This window comes from Labilibaculum antarcticum (assembly GCF_002356295.1).
In the GTDB taxonomy this organism is placed as follows: domain Bacteria; phylum Bacteroidota; class Bacteroidia; order Bacteroidales; family Marinifilaceae; genus Labilibaculum; species Labilibaculum antarcticum.
The window spans coordinates 1-18058 of the sequence record NZ_AP018042.1; the positions used below are offsets into that span (position 1 = coordinate 1).

General features: G+C 35.2%; 17 protein-coding genes. 8 read left to right on the plus strand and 9 right to left on the minus strand.

Features of this window, described 5'->3' with window-relative positions; translation table 11 throughout:
• The first annotated feature begins 100 nt into the window (after positions 1-100).
• The 7 genes from dnaA to ALGA_RS00035 all read left to right on the plus strand — a co-directional run bounded on the left by dnaA (position 101) and on the right by ALGA_RS00035 (position 8133).
• Positions 101-1531 (plus strand): chromosomal replication initiator protein DnaA, encoded by a 1431-nt coding sequence (gene dnaA, locus ALGA_RS00005; RefSeq protein WP_096427338.1) that lies wholly within the window; start codon positions 101-103, stop codon positions 1529-1531.
• Between the two features lie 110 nt (positions 1532-1641).
• A complete protein-coding gene (locus tag ALGA_RS00010) occupies positions 1642-2502 on the plus strand; it encodes an EamA family transporter (protein ID WP_096427339.1) in 861 nt (286 codons plus the stop codon).
• A gap of 4 nt (positions 2503-2506) precedes the next feature.
• On the plus strand, positions 2507-3139 hold the full coding sequence (locus ALGA_RS00015; RefSeq protein WP_231706023.1) for an IMPACT family protein: 633 nt from the start codon (positions 2507-2509) through the stop codon (positions 3137-3139).
• Between the two features lie 388 nt (positions 3140-3527).
• Positions 3528-4433, plus strand: coding sequence for an aspartate carbamoyltransferase (gene pyrB / locus ALGA_RS00020; protein ID WP_096427340.1), 906 nt, complete (start codon positions 3528-3530; stop codon positions 4431-4433).
• A gap of 31 nt (positions 4434-4464) precedes the next feature.
• A complete protein-coding gene (gene pyrI, locus ALGA_RS00025; RefSeq protein ID WP_096427341.1) occupies positions 4465-4923 on the plus strand; it encodes an aspartate carbamoyltransferase regulatory subunit in 459 nt (152 codons plus the stop codon).
• Positions 4924-5057: 134 nt separating this feature from the next.
• Positions 5058-5717: a hypothetical protein gene (locus tag ALGA_RS00030; protein ID WP_096427342.1), complete on the plus strand. Its 660-nt coding sequence runs from the start codon at positions 5058-5060 to the stop codon at positions 5715-5717.
• A 925-nt stretch (positions 5718-6642) separates the two neighbouring features.
• Positions 6643-8133 (plus strand): dihydrolipoyl dehydrogenase family protein, encoded by a 1491-nt coding sequence (locus ALGA_RS00035; RefSeq protein ID WP_096427343.1) that lies wholly within the window; start codon positions 6643-6645, stop codon positions 8131-8133.
• A gap of 292 nt (positions 8134-8425) precedes the next feature.
• On the opposite strand, the gene ALGA_RS00040 is transcribed toward ALGA_RS00035, so the two are convergent.
• Positions 8426-9373: a YitT family protein gene (locus tag ALGA_RS00040; RefSeq protein ID WP_096427344.1), complete on the minus strand. Its 948-nt coding sequence runs from the start codon at positions 9371-9373 to the stop codon at positions 8426-8428.
• Positions 9374-9658: 285 nt separating this feature from the next.
• Between ALGA_RS00040 and ALGA_RS00045 the strand changes: the two genes are divergently transcribed.
• Positions 9659-10060: a hypothetical protein gene (locus ALGA_RS00045; RefSeq protein ID WP_096427345.1), complete on the plus strand. Its 402-nt coding sequence runs from the start codon at positions 9659-9661 to the stop codon at positions 10058-10060.
• A 541-nt stretch (positions 10061-10601) separates the two neighbouring features.
• Here ALGA_RS00045 and ALGA_RS00055 read toward each other — a convergent pair.
• The 8 genes from ALGA_RS00055 to ALGA_RS00090 form a co-directional block, all read right to left on the minus strand.
• On the minus strand, positions 10602-11126 hold the full coding sequence (locus ALGA_RS00055) for a hypothetical protein (protein ID WP_096427347.1): 525 nt from the start codon (positions 11124-11126) through the stop codon (positions 10602-10604).
• A 159-nt stretch (positions 11127-11285) separates the two neighbouring features.
• Positions 11286-12425: a PAS domain-containing sensor histidine kinase gene (locus tag ALGA_RS00060; protein ID WP_162845348.1), complete on the minus strand. Its 1140-nt coding sequence runs from the start codon at positions 12423-12425 to the stop codon at positions 11286-11288.
• A gap of 618 nt (positions 12426-13043) precedes the next feature.
• Positions 13044-13481 (minus strand): CGGC domain-containing protein, encoded by a 438-nt coding sequence (locus ALGA_RS00065; protein WP_096427349.1) that lies wholly within the window; start codon positions 13479-13481, stop codon positions 13044-13046.
• Positions 13482-13651: 170 nt separating this feature from the next.
• Complete coding sequence (locus ALGA_RS00070) at positions 13652-14320, minus strand: NAD(P)H-binding protein (protein ID WP_096427350.1); 669 nt, start codon at positions 14318-14320, stop codon at positions 13652-13654.
• Positions 14321-14486: 166 nt separating this feature from the next.
• Positions 14487-15590, minus strand: a complete 1104-nt coding sequence (locus ALGA_RS00075) for a lipid II:glycine glycyltransferase FemX (RefSeq protein WP_096427351.1) — start codon at positions 15588-15590, stop codon at positions 14487-14489.
• A 220-nt stretch (positions 15591-15810) separates the two neighbouring features.
• On the minus strand, positions 15811-16260 hold the full coding sequence (locus tag ALGA_RS00080) for a peptidyl-tRNA hydrolase (RefSeq protein WP_145957547.1): 450 nt from the start codon (positions 16258-16260) through the stop codon (positions 15811-15813).
• A gap of 5 nt (positions 16261-16265) precedes the next feature.
• Entirely contained in the window at positions 16266-16742 is a 477-nt protein-coding gene (locus ALGA_RS00085; protein WP_096427353.1) for a GyrI-like domain-containing protein, read from the minus strand.
• A 113-nt stretch (positions 16743-16855) separates the two neighbouring features.
• Positions 16856-18016, minus strand: coding sequence for an ABC transporter permease (locus ALGA_RS00090; protein ID WP_162845349.1), 1161 nt, complete (start codon positions 18014-18016; stop codon positions 16856-16858).
• Positions 18017-18058: the final 42 nt, after the last annotated feature.

An 18058-nucleotide genomic window follows, 5' to 3' on the forward strand; every position in this document is an offset into this window, starting at 1 on the left:
AAAAAGTCAATAGCCAAATAATTTTTTTTTCATTTTTTTTTTTACAATCTTGCGTAAGCAAAATTTAACACACCCTATTTTTTAAAACGCTGACAGAGAAATGAATAATAATCACCTCCAGGTCTGGAACAATTGCTTGGCTGTAATAAAAGACAATGTGCCTCCTATTAGTTACAAAACATGGTTCGAACCTATCGTCCCATTAAATTTGGAGAACCAGATCTTGACATTACAAGTACCAAGTCATTTTTTCTACGAATATTTGGAGGAGCAGTACATTGATATCCTTAGAAAAACACTGAGAAAAGAAATTGGAAACAGTGCTAAGTTAGAATACAATGTTGTAATGGAGAATAATCACATTGCAAATGCGAAACCATTTTCGGTTGTAGTTCCAGGTAATAATGGCACAAATACAAAAAACCGTCCGGTAAGCATGCCTTCTGATAAGGAAGAACTTACTATTCGCAATCCTTTTGTTATTCCAGGAATAAAAAAACTTCACATTGATTCTCAGTTAAATCCTGATTATTCTTTTGCAAACTTTATTGAAGGAGATTGCAACCGATTGGCAAGATCAGCGGGTGTGGCTGTATCGGAGAATCCTGGAGGAACTGCTTTTAATCCATTAGTATTGTATGGTGATTCCGGTTTAGGAAAGACACATCTTGCTCAAGCTATCGGAATTAAAACAAAAGAACTGTATCAGGATAAAACGGTATTGTATGTAAGTGCAAACAAATTCCAAACACAATTTACTGAAGCGATCAGAAACAATAATAAGAATGACTTTCTTCATTTTTATCAAATGATTGATGTTTTAATTATTGATGACATTCAGGAATTGGCTGGTAAAGAAAAAACGCAAAATACTTTTTTCCACATATTTAATCACCTTCATCAATCGGGTAAGCAGTTAATTCTTACTTCAGATAAAGCTCCTATTGATTTGAAAGGAATGGAGAATCGTTTGCTTTCAAGATTTAAATGGGGACTTTCAGCTGATCTTCAGAATCCTGATTACGAAACAAGAGTTCGGATTTTACATCAGAAAGCATATAAAGATGGCATCGTTCTGGAGAATGAAGTAATTGAATACATTGCCAGTCATGTTGTCAATAATGTTAGAGAACTGGAAGGAGCATTAATTTCATTATTAGCTCAGTCTACTTTAAATAAAAAAGAGCTTAACCTTGAACTAGCAATTACTATAATTGACAGACTGGTTAAAAATACCAAGCGTGAGCTTTCTATCGACTACATTCAAAAAGTAGTGTGTGATCATTTTTCATTGCCAATTGATGTATTGCAGGTAAAAACAAGAAAAAGAGAAATTGTGCAAGCCAGACAAATTGCAATGTACTTCTCGAAAACACTTACAAAAGCTTCTTTAGCTTCCATTGGTTCACAAATTGGAAAAAAAGATCACGCTACCGTGTTACATGCATGCAAAACTGTAAATAATTTGATTGATACCGACAGAGGGTTCAAAACTCAAATTGACGAAATTGACAAGAAATTAAAAATGTAGTTTTATTACTAACTATTATATTACGACCCTGGGAAGCAGATTCAAATTGAATCTGCTTTTCTAATTTTAGGTAAAGTATTTTTTCATTACTTTGCGCCAAAATTACGACTATGCTAAATCTACTTCTTGCAATTCTTACCTCAACAGGAATATTTATCACCTTTAAATATCTTGAGAAATTTAAAATTGATATTCTTTCAGCGATCATTATCAATTACTTAACAGCTTCTCTTTGTGGTTACTTCTTGTCTGATGCAACATTCAATTTCGATCACATAATTCACCAGAACTGGTTCGGAATTTCAATACTCATTGGAGCACTTTTTATCATTGTCTTTTTTATTATTGGCCGATCGACACAGAAAGCTGGTATATCAGTAACAACTCTGGCAAGTAAAATGTCTTTTGTCCTCCCCTTGCTTTTTTCCATTATGTACTATCAGGAAGCAATAACTGCAAAAAAGATTTTGGGGATTGTAATCGCTGTTAGTGCAGTATTACTGAGTATCTATAAAAAACGAGGTGATAAAATAAATCGCCAGTTTATTTGGTTGCCAATACTACTGTTTTTTGGAGCAGGCACCGTTGACTCACTAGTGAAATTTGCACAACAAGAATACCTAAACTCAGGAGGAACTGAACAATTCACAACTCTACTTTTTGCTATTGCAGCCATTGCAGGATTGGTTACTCTATTTATTCGCAAAGAGAAATTCCGCGATCTGTTTCAGTTAAAAGTTTTAATTGGAGGAAGTGTTTTGGGCTTGGTAAATTACGGCTCGCTCTATTTTTTAATAGCCGCTTTAAACCATTCAGGATATGACAGTTCTGTGGTATTTAGCATTATTAATATTGGAATTGTAGCTTGTTCTGTATTTATTGGTTTAAGCATTTTTAAAGAAAAGCTGAACAAAGTAAACATATTGGGAATACTGCTGGCATTTATTGCTATTTTTATCCTAACCAATTAATTCAATGAGCATTTTGAGTAAAGTAATGAATAGCGATACCTATAAAACAATCAAAGAAGCATCCGAAGGATTGTACAAAGAGAAAGGAAGTAAGTTTATTGCTCTTGCCTATCCCGTTGCCTGCGAAGAAGAAGCAAAAGAACACATTGCCCATCTTAAAAAAGAGTACTACAATGCCCGTCATCATTGCTATGCTTATATGCTCGGGGCCGATAAATTAGAATTCCGGGCAAACGATGATGGAGAACCTTCTTCAACTGCAGGAAAACCAATTTTGGGCCAAATTTTATCGAATGATATAACCAATATACTTATAGTTGTAATTCGTTACTTTGGCGGGACTAAATTGGGTGTAAGCGGTTTGATACAGGCCTATAAAGCTGCTGCTGCCGATGCTATATCAAATGCAGAAATTATAGAAAAAACGATTAATGATATTTACGATATCAATTTCGATTATCTCGCCATGAATGATGTAATGAAAATCATTAAAGATGATCAGCCGGAACAATTGGGACAAGATTTTAACCTGAGGTGCAAAATAACCTTAAGCATTCGACAAAGTGAAGTAGATAAGATCATCGAGAAATTTTTAAAAATTGAAGGGGTAAAACCAAAATACTTACATACCATTTAACTTCATCCATATCAACTCCATATACAATAATATATATCAACTGCCTTTTTCACTTTTTAAAATTTGTTACTAATTAATCAATTTCGAATTTGATTATTAGCATTATTTATACCTATATTTGTAATCTAGAATGAAGAAACAACTAATTCAATCTAGAACCGCAAATAGTACTAAAAGAAGTAAGAACCTTTACTTCTTCTTACACATTTTCCATTATTTATTTAGAAGAAAACACGATGTAAGGATTGATTCCCATTTTCGTTATTTGGATAATTCTTTTCAACAATATTTCTCAAAAATTCCAACATTACTATCATTTTTAGTAATTGTTGGTTTTTTTTTGTGCCGAAAAAACAATCATATTATAAACACACTTAATTTTTAATCAATGGATAACAAAAGTTTAGTATCGATCGACGACTATACAAAAGAAGAAATCCTTGAAGTATTAGCTAGAGCTGCTGAGTTCGAAAAAAATCCTAACTGTAACTTATTAGAGGGAAAAGTTATTGCTTCACTATTCTTTGAGCCATCTACCCGTACTCGCCTTAGTTTTGAAACTGCAATTAGTCGCATGGGTGGACGAATTGTTGGGTTTACCGATTCTTCTTCTTCAAGCGTTACCAAAGGGGAAACTTTAAAGGATACAACTAAGATGGTGAGCAATTATTGCGACCTAATTGTTATGCGCCATCCAATTGAAGGTTCTGCCCGCTATGCCTCGGAGGTGTCAGATGTTCCGGTGATAAATGCAGGAGATGGTGCCAATCAACACCCAACTCAAACCATGCTAGATCTTTATTCAATCATGAAAACTCAGGGAACTCTTGAAAACCTGAACATTTTTATGGTTGGTGACCTTAAGTATGGTCGTACTGTTCATTCATTGCTAATGGCACTTTCTCACTTCAACCCTACTTTCCATTTTATAGCTCCCCCTGAATTGGAGATTCCCCGCGGATACAAAATTTTTATGGACAAAAACGATATCAAATATTTCGAACACACCGAATTTGATGATATTATTAACGATGCCGATATTTTATACATGACACGTGTTCAGAAAGAACGATTTGTTGACCCTTTGGAATATGAAAAAGTAAAAAATGTGTACATCCTTAAAAATAATATGCTTGCGAATACAAAAGACAACTTAAAAATTCTTCACCCGCTGCCAAGAGTTAATGAAATTGCCGTGGATGTTGATACAAATCCTAAAGCATACTACTTTCAACAAGCTTTAAACGGTGTTTATGCCCGACAAGCTATTATCGCGAAAGCTCTTAATCTATAATTTCATACTCACAAAAAAAGCACCTCATCATATGAACGCAAAAAAAGAATTACAAGTAAGCGCTATTCAAAATGGAACTGTTATTGATCACATTCCTGCAGAATATCTATTTCAGGTAATCACCATATTAGGCTTAGACAAATGTGGGAACTCCGTAACCTTCGGAAACAATTTGGAAAGTAAACTATTGGGAAGGAAAGCCATAATAAAAATTTCCGAAAAGTTTTTTAAGGATGAAGAGATCAATAAAATTTCATTAATTGCCCCACACGCTAAACTAAATATCATTCGTGATTACAAGGTAGCAGAAAAGAAAATTGTTGAAACACCTAAAAAAGTGGTTGGAATTGCCAGATGTATGAATCCTAAATGCATAACTAATGTGGAAGCTGTAACCACGCGTTTTCATGTTATTAATACTTCACCAATCACCTTAAAATGTCACTATTGTGAAAAAATCACCGATCTTAAGAACATTAGAATTGTATAAATAGCATTTTTTTGTTTCTCAACTAAAAAGAAGCCCCAAAAGGCTTCTTTTTTTGTAGAATACAATATTCCTACCCCTTAGGATAAAAGGATAATTACTACCTTTGTTTTCTTAAAAAATTAAATATCCAAAACATGAATTCTTCTATAGAACAGCTTCGTGAGCTTATATTACAAGCGATTGAGAAAGGACAAAACGGAAAGATACGAGCTTGTAATAAAGACTTGAATGCCATTTATAAGAGTATCAAAAAAGATCCCTTCTTGCTTTGGGATGATGTTGCAATTTCCCAATTAGGAAAGGCAATCATCATGATGTTACATTTTGATTTAATTGATGAAGAAGAAAAAAATATTGGCCTGGCTCATCTCTCCTATCTGTTTATTACCAGAGGAATTGAAAGAGAAGAAAGCTTAGCTCCGGAAGAAGATCAAAGTGAGTTATTTCGCTTACGGAAAGACCGCATTATTCTGCTTAAGAGTTGTGATGATTCCTTTGTTGACAGTTTACAGGAATTTTATTTTTCGGATAGTGAAGCCGAAGACTTAGATACTTATAATCAACAGAGAAAAGCTGTTTTAGCCCGATTGCCGTATCTTCAGTTTGCAGATATACATTTGATTGAACAGAATTATACTAACCTGAGAGATGATGAATATTTGCTTGAAACGGCTAATTATATTGAGAATGAAAATGAGATAAGTGATGAGAATTTAAAAGAGGGACTTTTACTTCTCAAGATTTTGTATAAGCATACCTATCAGCAATTAAAAGAAGGCAAATTGCATTTCTAACAACTCATTATAATCATTTGTAAATTAATCAATTGTTTTTAAGTTGGCTGACGAATAAAGAGAGAATACAAGAACTTGAAATTTCATTTCGAGAATAAAGCATCAATCCAATCGAAAGCTGTAGGGTGTTCCAATTCAAGCTTGGAAGCCCGAATTGCGATCGATTGACAATTCCCGATTGAAAACTAAATCCGCAAATAATTAAGGACAGAATTGATTTCATGATTTCTGTTTTAATCAAATTTCCATTAAGATTACGGTACGCTGTACCTCCTTGTTACTTATTTACTACAAATACTACGCAACTCTGTTGCTTGACTTAAAAACCGTAAAAAAATCTGCCTACTTAAATTTCTGCTACTTACACCTTTTTACTTGTCTCTTGAATTCTTGTTCCTTGAAACTTGCTTTGCTACAAATACTACGCAACTCTGTTGCTTGATTTAAAAACCGTAAAAAAATCTGCCTACTTGAATTCCTGCTACTTGTCCCTTTTTACTTGTCTCTTGAATTCTTGTTCCTTTCTCTTTTTTCCTTTCTCCTTGTTACCTGCACCTTTTTACTTGTTACTTCTTACTTGCCACTTGCCACTTGTAACTTGTAACTTGATTTACTTGTAACTTTAAACTTGTTTCTAGCGACAAACGAAATTGTGTGAGGGATAGCAGCGGTATCCTTTTTTGAGGAACGAAGAAAAGATTTAGCGAATAGCCCGACCCGAAGGGACACACCCAAACCTAAGAAAAAGACTTTTTTATCCGTAAAACATATAAAAGCTTATCGATTTGCACTTTTATTTATATCTTTCAACTTGATTTGGCAGGGAGCACAAAAATGGCTGCTATTCTTTCTGTTACAAGTACATTTCATTCAATCATAATGTGCCTGATGTTCAGCCAAATGAAACAATAAACAAAAGTTTTTTATGAGTATAGAAAAATACGATCTTGTTGTACTGGGAAGTGGCCCGGCGGGTTTTTCGGCAGCAATGCGTGCCATTGATTTTAATAAATCTGTTTGTATCATTGAGGCGAGTCATTTAGGCGGTGCCGGTATTATGAATGGTGCTTTAACTTCGAAGGCGATGTGGGAATTGTCCCGGGATTTCTCAATTGCTTCATCGGTGATGAGAGGTTATCGTGCTTCTGGTTTAAATGTGGATTACAATAAAGTTCAACAAACCATTTTACAGGCAGCCAAACAAAAGCAATTGCAGATGCTATCGCAAATTGAGACTTATTCGCAACCTTCGGTAACTTGCGGCAATATTACGTTAAAATATGGCTGGGGAAAATTTATTGATTCGCATACTGTTGAGGTAATTTCCAATGACAAAATAGAGCAGGTTAAAGGTGATAATTTCATTATCGCAACAGGCTCCCGTCCGCGTCCGATGCCTGACGTTGAGATTGATAATGAGCGAATTATTGACTCGGAAGGCATCATGGGTTTGAAAGAATTTCCGGAACGAATGATTATTATTGGCTCGGGAATTATTGGTTGTGAATACGCCACTATTTTCTCCAATTACAGCCAGACAGAAGTTCACTTACTAGACCGACAGCATAAGGTAATTCCTTATGAAGATGATGATTTAAGTAGTTTTGTGGGTCGAAATTTAGAAAGCAATGGTGTAATTATTCATCATACGGCCAACTTAAGAACAATTCGAAAACGTCCGGACTTTTTGGAAGTTGTATTGGATTACCAAGATGGTCACTCGACGGTTTTAGAGGTAGATGTGGCCATAGTGGCCATTGGCAGAATACCGAATTTGGATAATATTGGTTTGGAAAATGTTGGAATCAACACTACAAATCGTGGTTATCTTGATATTAATGAAGTTTGTGCCACGGATAATTTTCAATCGTGTAACATTTTTGCAGCAGGTGATGTATCGGGGCATGCGCAATTGTATTCGGTTGCTGAACTACAGGGCAGATATATTGTTGAGGCTTTGTATGGCAATTCGGAATATCCGTTGGACTACTCGAATATGGCGACATTAATGTTCTTTAAACCTGAAGTAGCAGCTGTTGGTTTGAACGAGAAAGCTTGCCAAAAACGTGGTATTCCATATAAGGTTGCGACCTATTCGAACTCATTGGTTAACCGTGCTATTGCAATGCGTGCTACCGATGGATTTGTGAAAATTATTGTAAGCGATGATGGTAAAGATACAATATTAGGGATGCGTGCTGCGGGTCCGCAGGCTTCTACCCTAATTACATCTATAGCCTACCAAATTACACAACATGGTACGTTGAAAGATATACGGCAAAATGTTCACCCACACCCAAGTATTAGTGAGGGTATTCAGGAATGTTTGCGGGTTTTTGAAGGAAAATCGATTTATAAACCGAAAGCCTTTCCCGATTTAATAAAATTGGAGACTTGGAAACCGGAAGAGGTGTAAGCATAAAAGACGCGATTTATATCGCGTCTTTTTTTATATAAACTCATAAGATCTATAATCACAACAAACGACCTAATCTCAGCTATCTTCTATCAACCTGAGCCACACCTATAGCTACTTAATTTACAGAAGATATACTTATCACTTTAACGTGAAAGGTAAACTTAAAATAGCTTATAGGTTACGATCTTTTTACATTTGATGCTTATTAAAAGCCAGATCTTAGATCGTGTTTTAATTTAGCACTGTGCTTACTAAATTATCAATTCTTCACTTGCACTGGTTCGTGTTGCTATTCCAGTGGTCTTTTTTTAATCATACCTCCTTTAGCATCTTTAATACTATGCATAACAACAAAGGCATCTTTATCGATTTTATCGATTTCGGTGTGTAGTTTTGCTAATTCCAGTCGGGTTAGCAGGGTATATATGATATCAGTATCAACCATAGAATGACCTCTTTTACCGCAATAAACGGTACAACCCCGTCCAAGTTTTTTGAGTATCGCTAACCTAACTTTGTCACTATCATTCGAAATGATAGTTACTCCTACATATTCTTCAATACCCGATACAACAAAATCGACTGTTTTTGATGCAGCTAAATAGGTAAGTATTGCATACAACGAAATTTCAATTGAAAATACATAGGCTGCAACTGAAAAAATAAGCACATTAAATATAAGAATTACATCTCCCACAGTTAATGAAGTTTTTTTGCTTAAAAAAATTGCAAGCACCTCTGTTCCATCAATAACAGAACCACCTCTAATAGCTAAGCCAATCCCTAAGCCTAAAAAGAATCCACCAAAAATTGCAATCAGTAATTTGTCATTGGTGATTAAAGGAAAGGGGATAAAGTGAACAGTAATAGCTAACAATAAAATGGCAACAATACTTTTTACGGCGAATTGCCTGCTGATTGTCGAAAATCCCATGACTATGAATGGAAGGTTTATCACTACGATTAAAATAGATAATGGAATTTCGGTTAATTCGGCTATCGTTAAAGAAATACCCATTACCCCACCATCTATGAACATATTTGGCAGTAAAAACCCTCTTAATCCAAAACCAGCCGACAATACCCCCAATAAAATGAGGAAGCTATCGCGCATTAAATGAGTGAATTCAACTTTTGTGCTTTTTACAGCTTTCTCAAATTGAGTTGATTTATAACTTCTTTTTTTAAGTCTATGCCTTACGGCCTCGGAGATCATATAGTTAAAAATCGGATTCATATTTTGTAGTGTTTGTAATTTATCATTAACTTAATAATTTTTAAACGACTCTAAACAAGCTTCTTATATAACTATCTGCAAGTACTAAATATACATTTTTTAAAACTTAAACGATTCACTTTTGGACTTAAATACGTTGTATAATCATTTGCTCTATTCTGTCGACAATCCTTATCATATTATGTGATATTTATGCAATTTATCCGGTGAAACAAGGTTTAATTCAATCTATATAGTCGTAACTCATCCAATTCTGATTTTATACTTTAAATTAAACTGCGATTTATGATGGAAATTTCACAGAAAATAAAATCAGTACAAAGCACAGAATTTCGTAACTTATGGTCTAACAAAAGCTTAAACCAGACAGCTATGAACTCAACTCAAATGATGAACATTATTATGAATGGTGATTGGCGAAATGCTGAAACCAATGATGTCTGTTGTTTTTTCTGGTCGGATTCGGATCATTCAATAACAATTAAATACAAATCGGGAGATAAAACAGGACTTCAAAATCCACATCAATTTGTAAAACTTTATCATGACGCTGAATACCTGAAAAATTGCAATCGGTTACGCTATCAGAGTAATTTGTTCACCACTGAGTTTACTCTTGATTCGGAAAATGGACCGCTACTGGTCGTTTCGAATGTATTCGGGAAAATGAAACTAATTCGACAATAATAAAAACCATCCTACAAAAACAAGTAAGATGGTTTAATTTGGTATGAGTCGTATGAGTTTTCGTTGCTACAAGCTATCAAAACGCGCACTCTTTAGTGTATATTTTCACTTTCAAATTAAGCAGACTGTGTTTGTTTTTTCCATTGACGATATAATTATTCTTCATTTGCTGCAGATTAGTCGTATGAAATTCCTCACCAAATTGATTAGTTTAATTTTGCGAGTCTGAAATTTGAGGTTTTTTCAATGCCATATACAAGCTACTACCAGCACCAACAAGTAATATTAGTAGCCCCTGAGTAAGACAAATAGATCCTGCAATATTATCGAATAAAGCTTCCTCTTTATTAATTGCGATTATTATAAATGTTATAGAAACCAACAGAAACAAAAATAGCATAGCACTTGCTATTCCTAAATAAGCTTTTTTACTTGAATACCTATTTTTGATTTTTTAAGTTGTTACTTTTTTAAGGATGTAAAAGCAAACAAAATCCCATTAACTATCGCAACCTTGACACCGTCCTGATATGAAAGTAGATTAAATGGCTCTCCTACTGCTTACCTCAGCAACAACTGCGTCAGAATCTTCTAAAATGGCTTGCTCCCCGCTATTCAATTCCAATTCTCTTACCAGTTTTTCTTTTGCTGGAAAGTAAGTGGCAAACAGTAGCATGATCATGACGGCAAAACCCAACAATAAATATTCCCCCGTAAGTAAATAAGTGATAATTGCGAAGAAAGAGGTTCCTTGGAGCATGGCATACTTAATAATGCTGACTGATCGGTAGGCTTCCATTTTAGTTTTTAACTGCTTCTCCTCTTTGGCCAACTTTACTCTTTTATTCGCAATCCTATTGCCAATAGTATAAGTAGCAAGGAAAAATACAGGTAGCACAATCATGAAAACCATTCGAATGACATCATCACCTCCATTAAGTGGTCCTATTATTTGAATAATAAAAATGGCAAAGGATGCAAAAAACACCTGCCCCATTAATAAGGCAGCAAAAACGATGGTGTTGCTCCGTTGGTACTGCTGAAAGTTTTGTTCTGTTTTGTTCATGATGATTTTGATTGTTGCTTTATTCCTTTTTGATGAAAAATAGTAGAGTGTACTGAAAATTTACTTCCTGATCATATAATTTCTGGCAAGCCAACCGAAATAGATTACTATCAAGTCTTACATTTTAGACAGTATGATGCTGGCAATAGCAAAATAACATTAGCTAAGAGGTAATGAAAAACTAAAGATACTACCACTAATGCCATTGCTTTTAGCCCAAATCTTTCCCCCGTGTTTTTCAACGAATTCCTTGCAAAGCAACAAACCCAATCCGGTACCGGTCTCCTTATTTGTTCCCAATGTTGAGTAGCGATGATCAATCCGAAACAAATAATCGATATTTTCTTTTTTTATTCCAACGCCGTTATCGGTTACAGAGACAATCAATTCTTTCGGTTTCTGTTCAAGACTAATTGTAATTTCACCTCCGCGATTGGTGAATTTTATCGCATTCGATATCAGATTTCTTAAAATCGTTTTTACCATAGCCTTGTCTGCTTCTACAGGCATATCGTGAGGTAAGTTTTTTGAAATAAATATGGATTTTTGTTGCGCTGATGCATTCAATAATTCCACAACATCATTTATTTCAGTTACAAGCTCATGGTACTCCGGATTAAATTCTATTTTCCCGGTTTGTGTTCGAGACCATTCCAGTAAATTGGTAAGCAAATTCATTGCCCTTTCCGAGGAATCATGGATTATTGTAGCATATTCTTCAATACCTGCATAGTCCTTTTCGTTAATCTGCTCTAAGAGGATTTCGCTAAATCCAACAATACTATTAAAAGGACTCTTAAGATCGTGCCCAATGATAGAGAAGAAACGATCCTTGGTAAGATTGGCTTCCCTCAAACGGGCTCTACTCTCGAGTAACTCTTCTTCCGATTTTTTTCGTTCAGTAATATCCCTAACATTAAGGACAACAGATTTAATCAACGGATTATTAATTTGATTGGTGCCAAATGCTTCCAGATACACCCAACTTCCATTTTTATGTCGATGCCGGTATTGTGAACCTCCATTCGCCGAATTTTTTATGATCTCAGTTAGCCCTGCACTTGTTTTTTCCTGATCATCCGGGTGAATCATTGTCTCGATAATAGGAATATTAATTAATTCCTCTGGCTTAAAACCTAAGATCCGCTCACACGATTCACTCACATAATGCTGAAACCCATTCGAATCCAACAACACTATCATATCAAATGAATTCTTAACGAGTTGATTTAATTTTTCTTTATCACTCTTTTTGAATTCTTTTATTTGCTGTTCTAATTCTTCATAGCTTGGCTTCATGCTCATCTTTTTTATTACTACCAAGTCCAATTTATTAAATAAACTATAGCAATTCGCTTACATTCTTATATTTTTTCATTTTTAAGCAGAATCAGGTTTTATTTTAAAATTGCCTTTTTAAGTTCGTTCAACTCATTGACACTATCATTATAATCAGGCATAATGAATATTTCAAGCCAATTTCCCCTTTAAATTCTTTTCTAAAGTCAATTAATTCTTGAATGTATTTGTCAATTCCCAAGCCTTTTGTATTGATTCCCTTACAGATCCTACTCTAAAGCATTGTTCCGCTGGTTACTACTGCAATAGAAACAGATGCTTTGATGGGTTTTATCAATTGAAGGATTTCTCCCATATGACTATTTAAGCTAGGTTCTCCTGATCCGGAAACGTGATGTAGGCGGTCGATTGGTTTTAAAACAATCTGTTAATTCTTCTTTACTCGTATGCGGTTTAAGATATTCCTTTTGTCTAAGTATCAGTTTTGTAGTTTTACCTAATTCACAATCAACACAATCCAACGAACATGCCTGTTAGGAACTAAATCAACATCTAAGGACATTCCCAGTCATCGTGACGAAACGGGCCCAAAAATACACTTATGCATTTTCAATCCTTTTAATCATATGTTAGCCTTACTTTCGCATTGGTAATGCTGGCACTTAGTAAGTCTTTCCATTCTTTGGAATTCCAGGTTCCCAATTTTTCGTGTGTTATCAAATACTTTTGTGGAATGGGATGTGTTCCTACTACAACAGGCAAATTGTATTTTTCTTCAATAAATTTCTTAAAATGAGAAATATAAGGACAAGGAGGGTATCCTACCACAAAACCGGTAGCCAAATGAACTGCTTCTGCTCCATTTTTAATCATTTCTTCGGGAACATATTCAATATTTCCTCCAGGACATCCACCGCAAGTCGTATAACCAACTATTTCTAAAGCTTCTTCTTTAGAATACAAATCAAAAGCACCTTCTCGGTTTTGCATGGCTCTGAAACATTTGCCACCAGCACAATTCTTGTATCTATCACAAATTATTATCCCTATTTTCATAATAATTCCTCCTTATTTAGGTTTGTATAATCCCAATTTATGAAAAAAACGAAAGCAAGTCACTTATATTCTTGGAGTTCTTCATTTTTACTGACGACTACTTGCATAAATTCCAATCCAATTTTACTTCTCAGTCTATCTGATGGTCAGGATAATCGTAACTTTTTTCATCATTTGCTGAGTAAGCTCTTAAATTGGTCGTATTGTAAGTATTCGGTGCCGGCTCCGGCAGTTAAAATATTGTTCGCAATGGCTTTACCCAGTTCCTCCACTTTAATACCGCGATACTTTTTCGCTTTGCCTTGCAGTAGAAAGTCTAGCATAGGCCACACTTTTAAAACAATGGCTTGCGAGAGTCCGTATCTATTAGTTGGTGTAAGAATCATTGATGGTTGAAAAATGCTTAAGCGGTCGAACTTGAGCTCTTCTAAGGCTTCGATCAGCTCTCCCTTTGTTCTCAAAAAAAAACTTTTTGATGCAGCATTCACCCCAACAGAAGATAACAATTGAAAATGTTTTACGCCATTTGTTTTGCATGCTTTCGCAAAATCGAGCACTGCTGTTTTATCAATTTTCACAAAGTCAGCTTTGCTTATTTTCGAAGGTTCACCAACACCAAGGGTGCAAATAGCGGTATCGAAATCAGTAATGTAGGCTTCATAGGTGGCCGGGTCGCTTATGTCAATTATTTGCTGATCGAGATTTCCAGAATCCGCAAGATTGAGCTTTCTCCGACCTAAAAGCAATAACTTATTGATACCTGAAAAACGTAAAATAGTATCGAGTGCGGCAGCGCCTACAGCCCCACTAGCACCTAAAAAAACTATCGATTTTGACATACTCATGCATTTATTTTATGGATTGAGACCAAGCGTTGAGGGTATAAAATGTGGTCGATTTCGGGTGAATTTTCTGTCAAGCTACACAAAAGTCAAAACGGACAACAGCCCGTGATATTACTACTGAACCGGCTATTATTTTTATACATTAGTAAGCTTTCGTGCTTTATTTTTTAATCTCTTGAATTCTATATAATTTGTACAACTGTTCATTATACGGATAATCCCAACATCCCATTCTATGATAAAGATTTCCACCAAATCCTTTCTTAAAAATATGTATTCCATGTAAAGGATGGGCCTGATTTAAATTAGGAGCAGAGCCAAACATATCATATTCTGAACACCCCCATTCTTTTGCAATTCGCATAGATGCCCATTGCAAAGAATAACTTGCCATTAAGTCATCTTTAGAGGATGTTGATGCTCCATATAAATATGTTCCTCGTTTCTTTGATAAAACTAAAAACATTGATGAAAGAAAATTACCTTCAAAATCAGCCATTAACATTTTAACAGTTACTCCTTTTTTACTGTTGTCCTGATTCCTTAAAATGGCAGCAAAGTATTCTTGATTTTGTGCTGGTATGTTGTGTCGAATTGCTGTTTCAAGATATAATTTATACCATTCTCCAATATGATCAATTCCATATTCACGCACTTTAATTCCTTTTTTATTGGCTTTTCTTACGTTATACCTTGTATTGTATCTCATATTATCGAGTATATCCTGCTCTTTTAAAGTCAAATCAAGAAAAAAGGTGTTTTTTGGTAAATGATCCTCTATGCTTTTGTATAAATTCCAATTAATCGTATTAAAGTTTATTCTATATTCTTGAGTCTTATCTGATGGTGGACCAGACCAATTACCAGAATTGTCGAAATACTCCTCTTCAATTGCCCATTGGTTCTCCCAAATCAAATCATAACGAATAAACATGCAAGTTGATGGAAGATGTGGTTTTATAGATTCAGATAATTGTTCTAAAAATAGACCTTGGTTTTCAAAGGTAGGTTCTAATTTAGGTCCGTATGGAATATATGCAAAGCAATTAACATCATCTACGTACTTGATTAAGACTAATAAATCTTCATTTATTTTTTCTGCAGAACTAGCTCTACAAAACAATAAGTCTTTTGAAATTGTCAACTCGAATCCCTTTGGTATAAACCCTTGCTTTCTTTTTACTCGTGCCCAAAAAGGAGTTTGAGGCAATATATTTGTAGTCTTAAATTCTTCAATAGGCTTCTTCTCTAAATTACAAATCATTCTTTTTTTCTGCGAAATTAAAAAAACAAATACAGAATATAAAATTTAAACTGGATTTGGTATTATTCCTAAGAAAACTTACTCTAACAAACTAAATCAACGCAGCTATCTTCCTGTAGTTATTCACTTTACTCTTACCAAACAAATTGCAATCCAATTCTACTTTTTAGACAGCTTTTCACCGCGCGTAATAATTTAGATTTTGTTGGGATTTTCTACTTTACCTTACAAGTTCAAAACTTTCCTCTTTTGCTATTTCACTAAGTGCATTCAAGTAACTATTTCTCGCGCTTTCACTGGTTTTGATTCCTTTAATTTTGTCATACAATTTCTGATAGTTATAGTCCAATAATGGCGCTCTGAATGACTTTAGAATACAACTATCATTTGTGATATTTTCAGACTGCAGCACTTTAAAATAAAGCTTCGTTCTTTTGTCGATTACTTTATACAACAATTCGTTGCTCCATTGTGAATACTCAACATTATTCTTACATGCTTCATCGAAGGTGTAAAGAAAATCTTCAACCATTTGAAAAGATAAACTATCTATATTATCATGAATTACAAGTAATTTATCGATGTTGCATTTCTCTGATTTTGCAAATGCAACATTTGACACGTTCATAAATGTTAATAGAATTATTGAGATCTTAATTATCTTTCTCATCGTTTTTATTTCGCTCGTATTGGTATCCATATTTCCTCTTCCGAATTTGGATCCGCATTTTTATATTTCTCTCCCAACACTTCAAAATGGGGTCTATTGTCCAACAAATAAGTGGAGTTTGGAATCCAAGTCTCAAAAATATATTGAAAAACACCAGGGTCCTTGCTTGAACCCTTGTAATCGAAAACTGCATAAAGGCCACCTGTCAAATTAAAAGTTTCCATATCCGTTGGCACCCGATCGAAATTAGCAACTTCAACTGCCGCCCATTTTTCAAATTCGTAGGCCGGATTAAAGTCTGCAAAGTAAGTCGGTTTATATATCTGCATTGAAATCAGATCCTTTGTGCTATTGTTTTCTATTTCGATGCGTCGAGGCATAAAACGTTTCCAAAGTTCACCTGTCCTATTGTCAATTAAGGACATTGTTAATCTTATTCCCACCAATCTTTTTTCGCTTAGGTTTTCAATTCTAGCTTCCATATTGATTTATACGCTTTATTGAATTAGATAATCCGAACCATGTTAACCCCAGAAACTTAGTTCAATTCCTGAAATTTTATCTCTGTCCCTCCAATTCACAGCACAATGGATGATTAAGACCTCTTTATTCTGCTTAGTGAATATCTAAAAGCAAAGTAGGCCAAAACGAAGTAAACCACAACCTGTCCCATCATAAATATCAACTCAAAGCTTACATCGTGAAGCCCCACACCCATGGTTCTAACCCTTAGATATGCTGGAATCATAAGAGTGCTGGGAAACACATGAGCTAAATTATAGAGAAATGCTGGGATCTCTGTGGCGGGCCATGATAATCCACTCAGGAAAAGTACAGCCGGGGAGAGAAACAACAGAAACATCAATGAGTGTTCCCTTCTTTTAAAAAGTACCGATATTGCCAGTCCCATGAATGATACAGCCAATAGAAATGGTATCAATAGGATAAACACATCTAACATTTTAGCCTTATCGGGAAAACCGAACCAATAGTGGACCAGTATCAATGCAAAAATCGAGTCGATAAGATAGATCAACATATAAGCCCCAGTTTTTCCAAATATGATGGGCGCAATCTGACCCTTTTGCAAGCCTTTGGGCAACTGATACTGATTCCTGAAACGCTCCTTTCGTGTTCCTCCCATCATCCCTATGCCAATAAGTAATGTTTGCTGAAGGATGATGAGTATCAATCCTGGCATTAAAAATGAGCCATATCCCGATGATGGGTTATATAATTTATAGGTCTTGGTGGACAAAGGATCTCTCTGAGCCATTGCCTGTTCCATGCGGGCACCTCCTGCCAACAATTTATTTACTTCGACACCTGCAGAGAATGTGCTTGTGGCAAAAGCTGCACCCGAAAGGGTCTGCTTATAGACCAAAAAATAGCTGGCATCACCATATATGCTGACAGATGTTTGGACACCTCGATAGATGTCTTTTTCGAAATCGGCAGGAATGAGCACTACTCCTTTAACCTCTCCAGCGTAGAACGACTGCTCGGCCTCGTGCATACTCATGACCTTTTTCACCACATCAAGCTGTTCGGTAGCATCCACCATACGAGAGTACTGACGACTCAATACAGTCATATCCTGATCGATCACAGCTACAGGCATTTCGCGCAATACCTCATTGGAATAAGCCGTTGAATAAATGATAGAATATGCCACTATGGCTATAACAAATAGCAGGAATACACCCGCATCCTTTATTACGGCTCGCAACTCCGCAATAAAGAACTGACCTGTCATCCGCAACCCTTGTAATAAGTAGTTCAACATCGGAAAGTATTA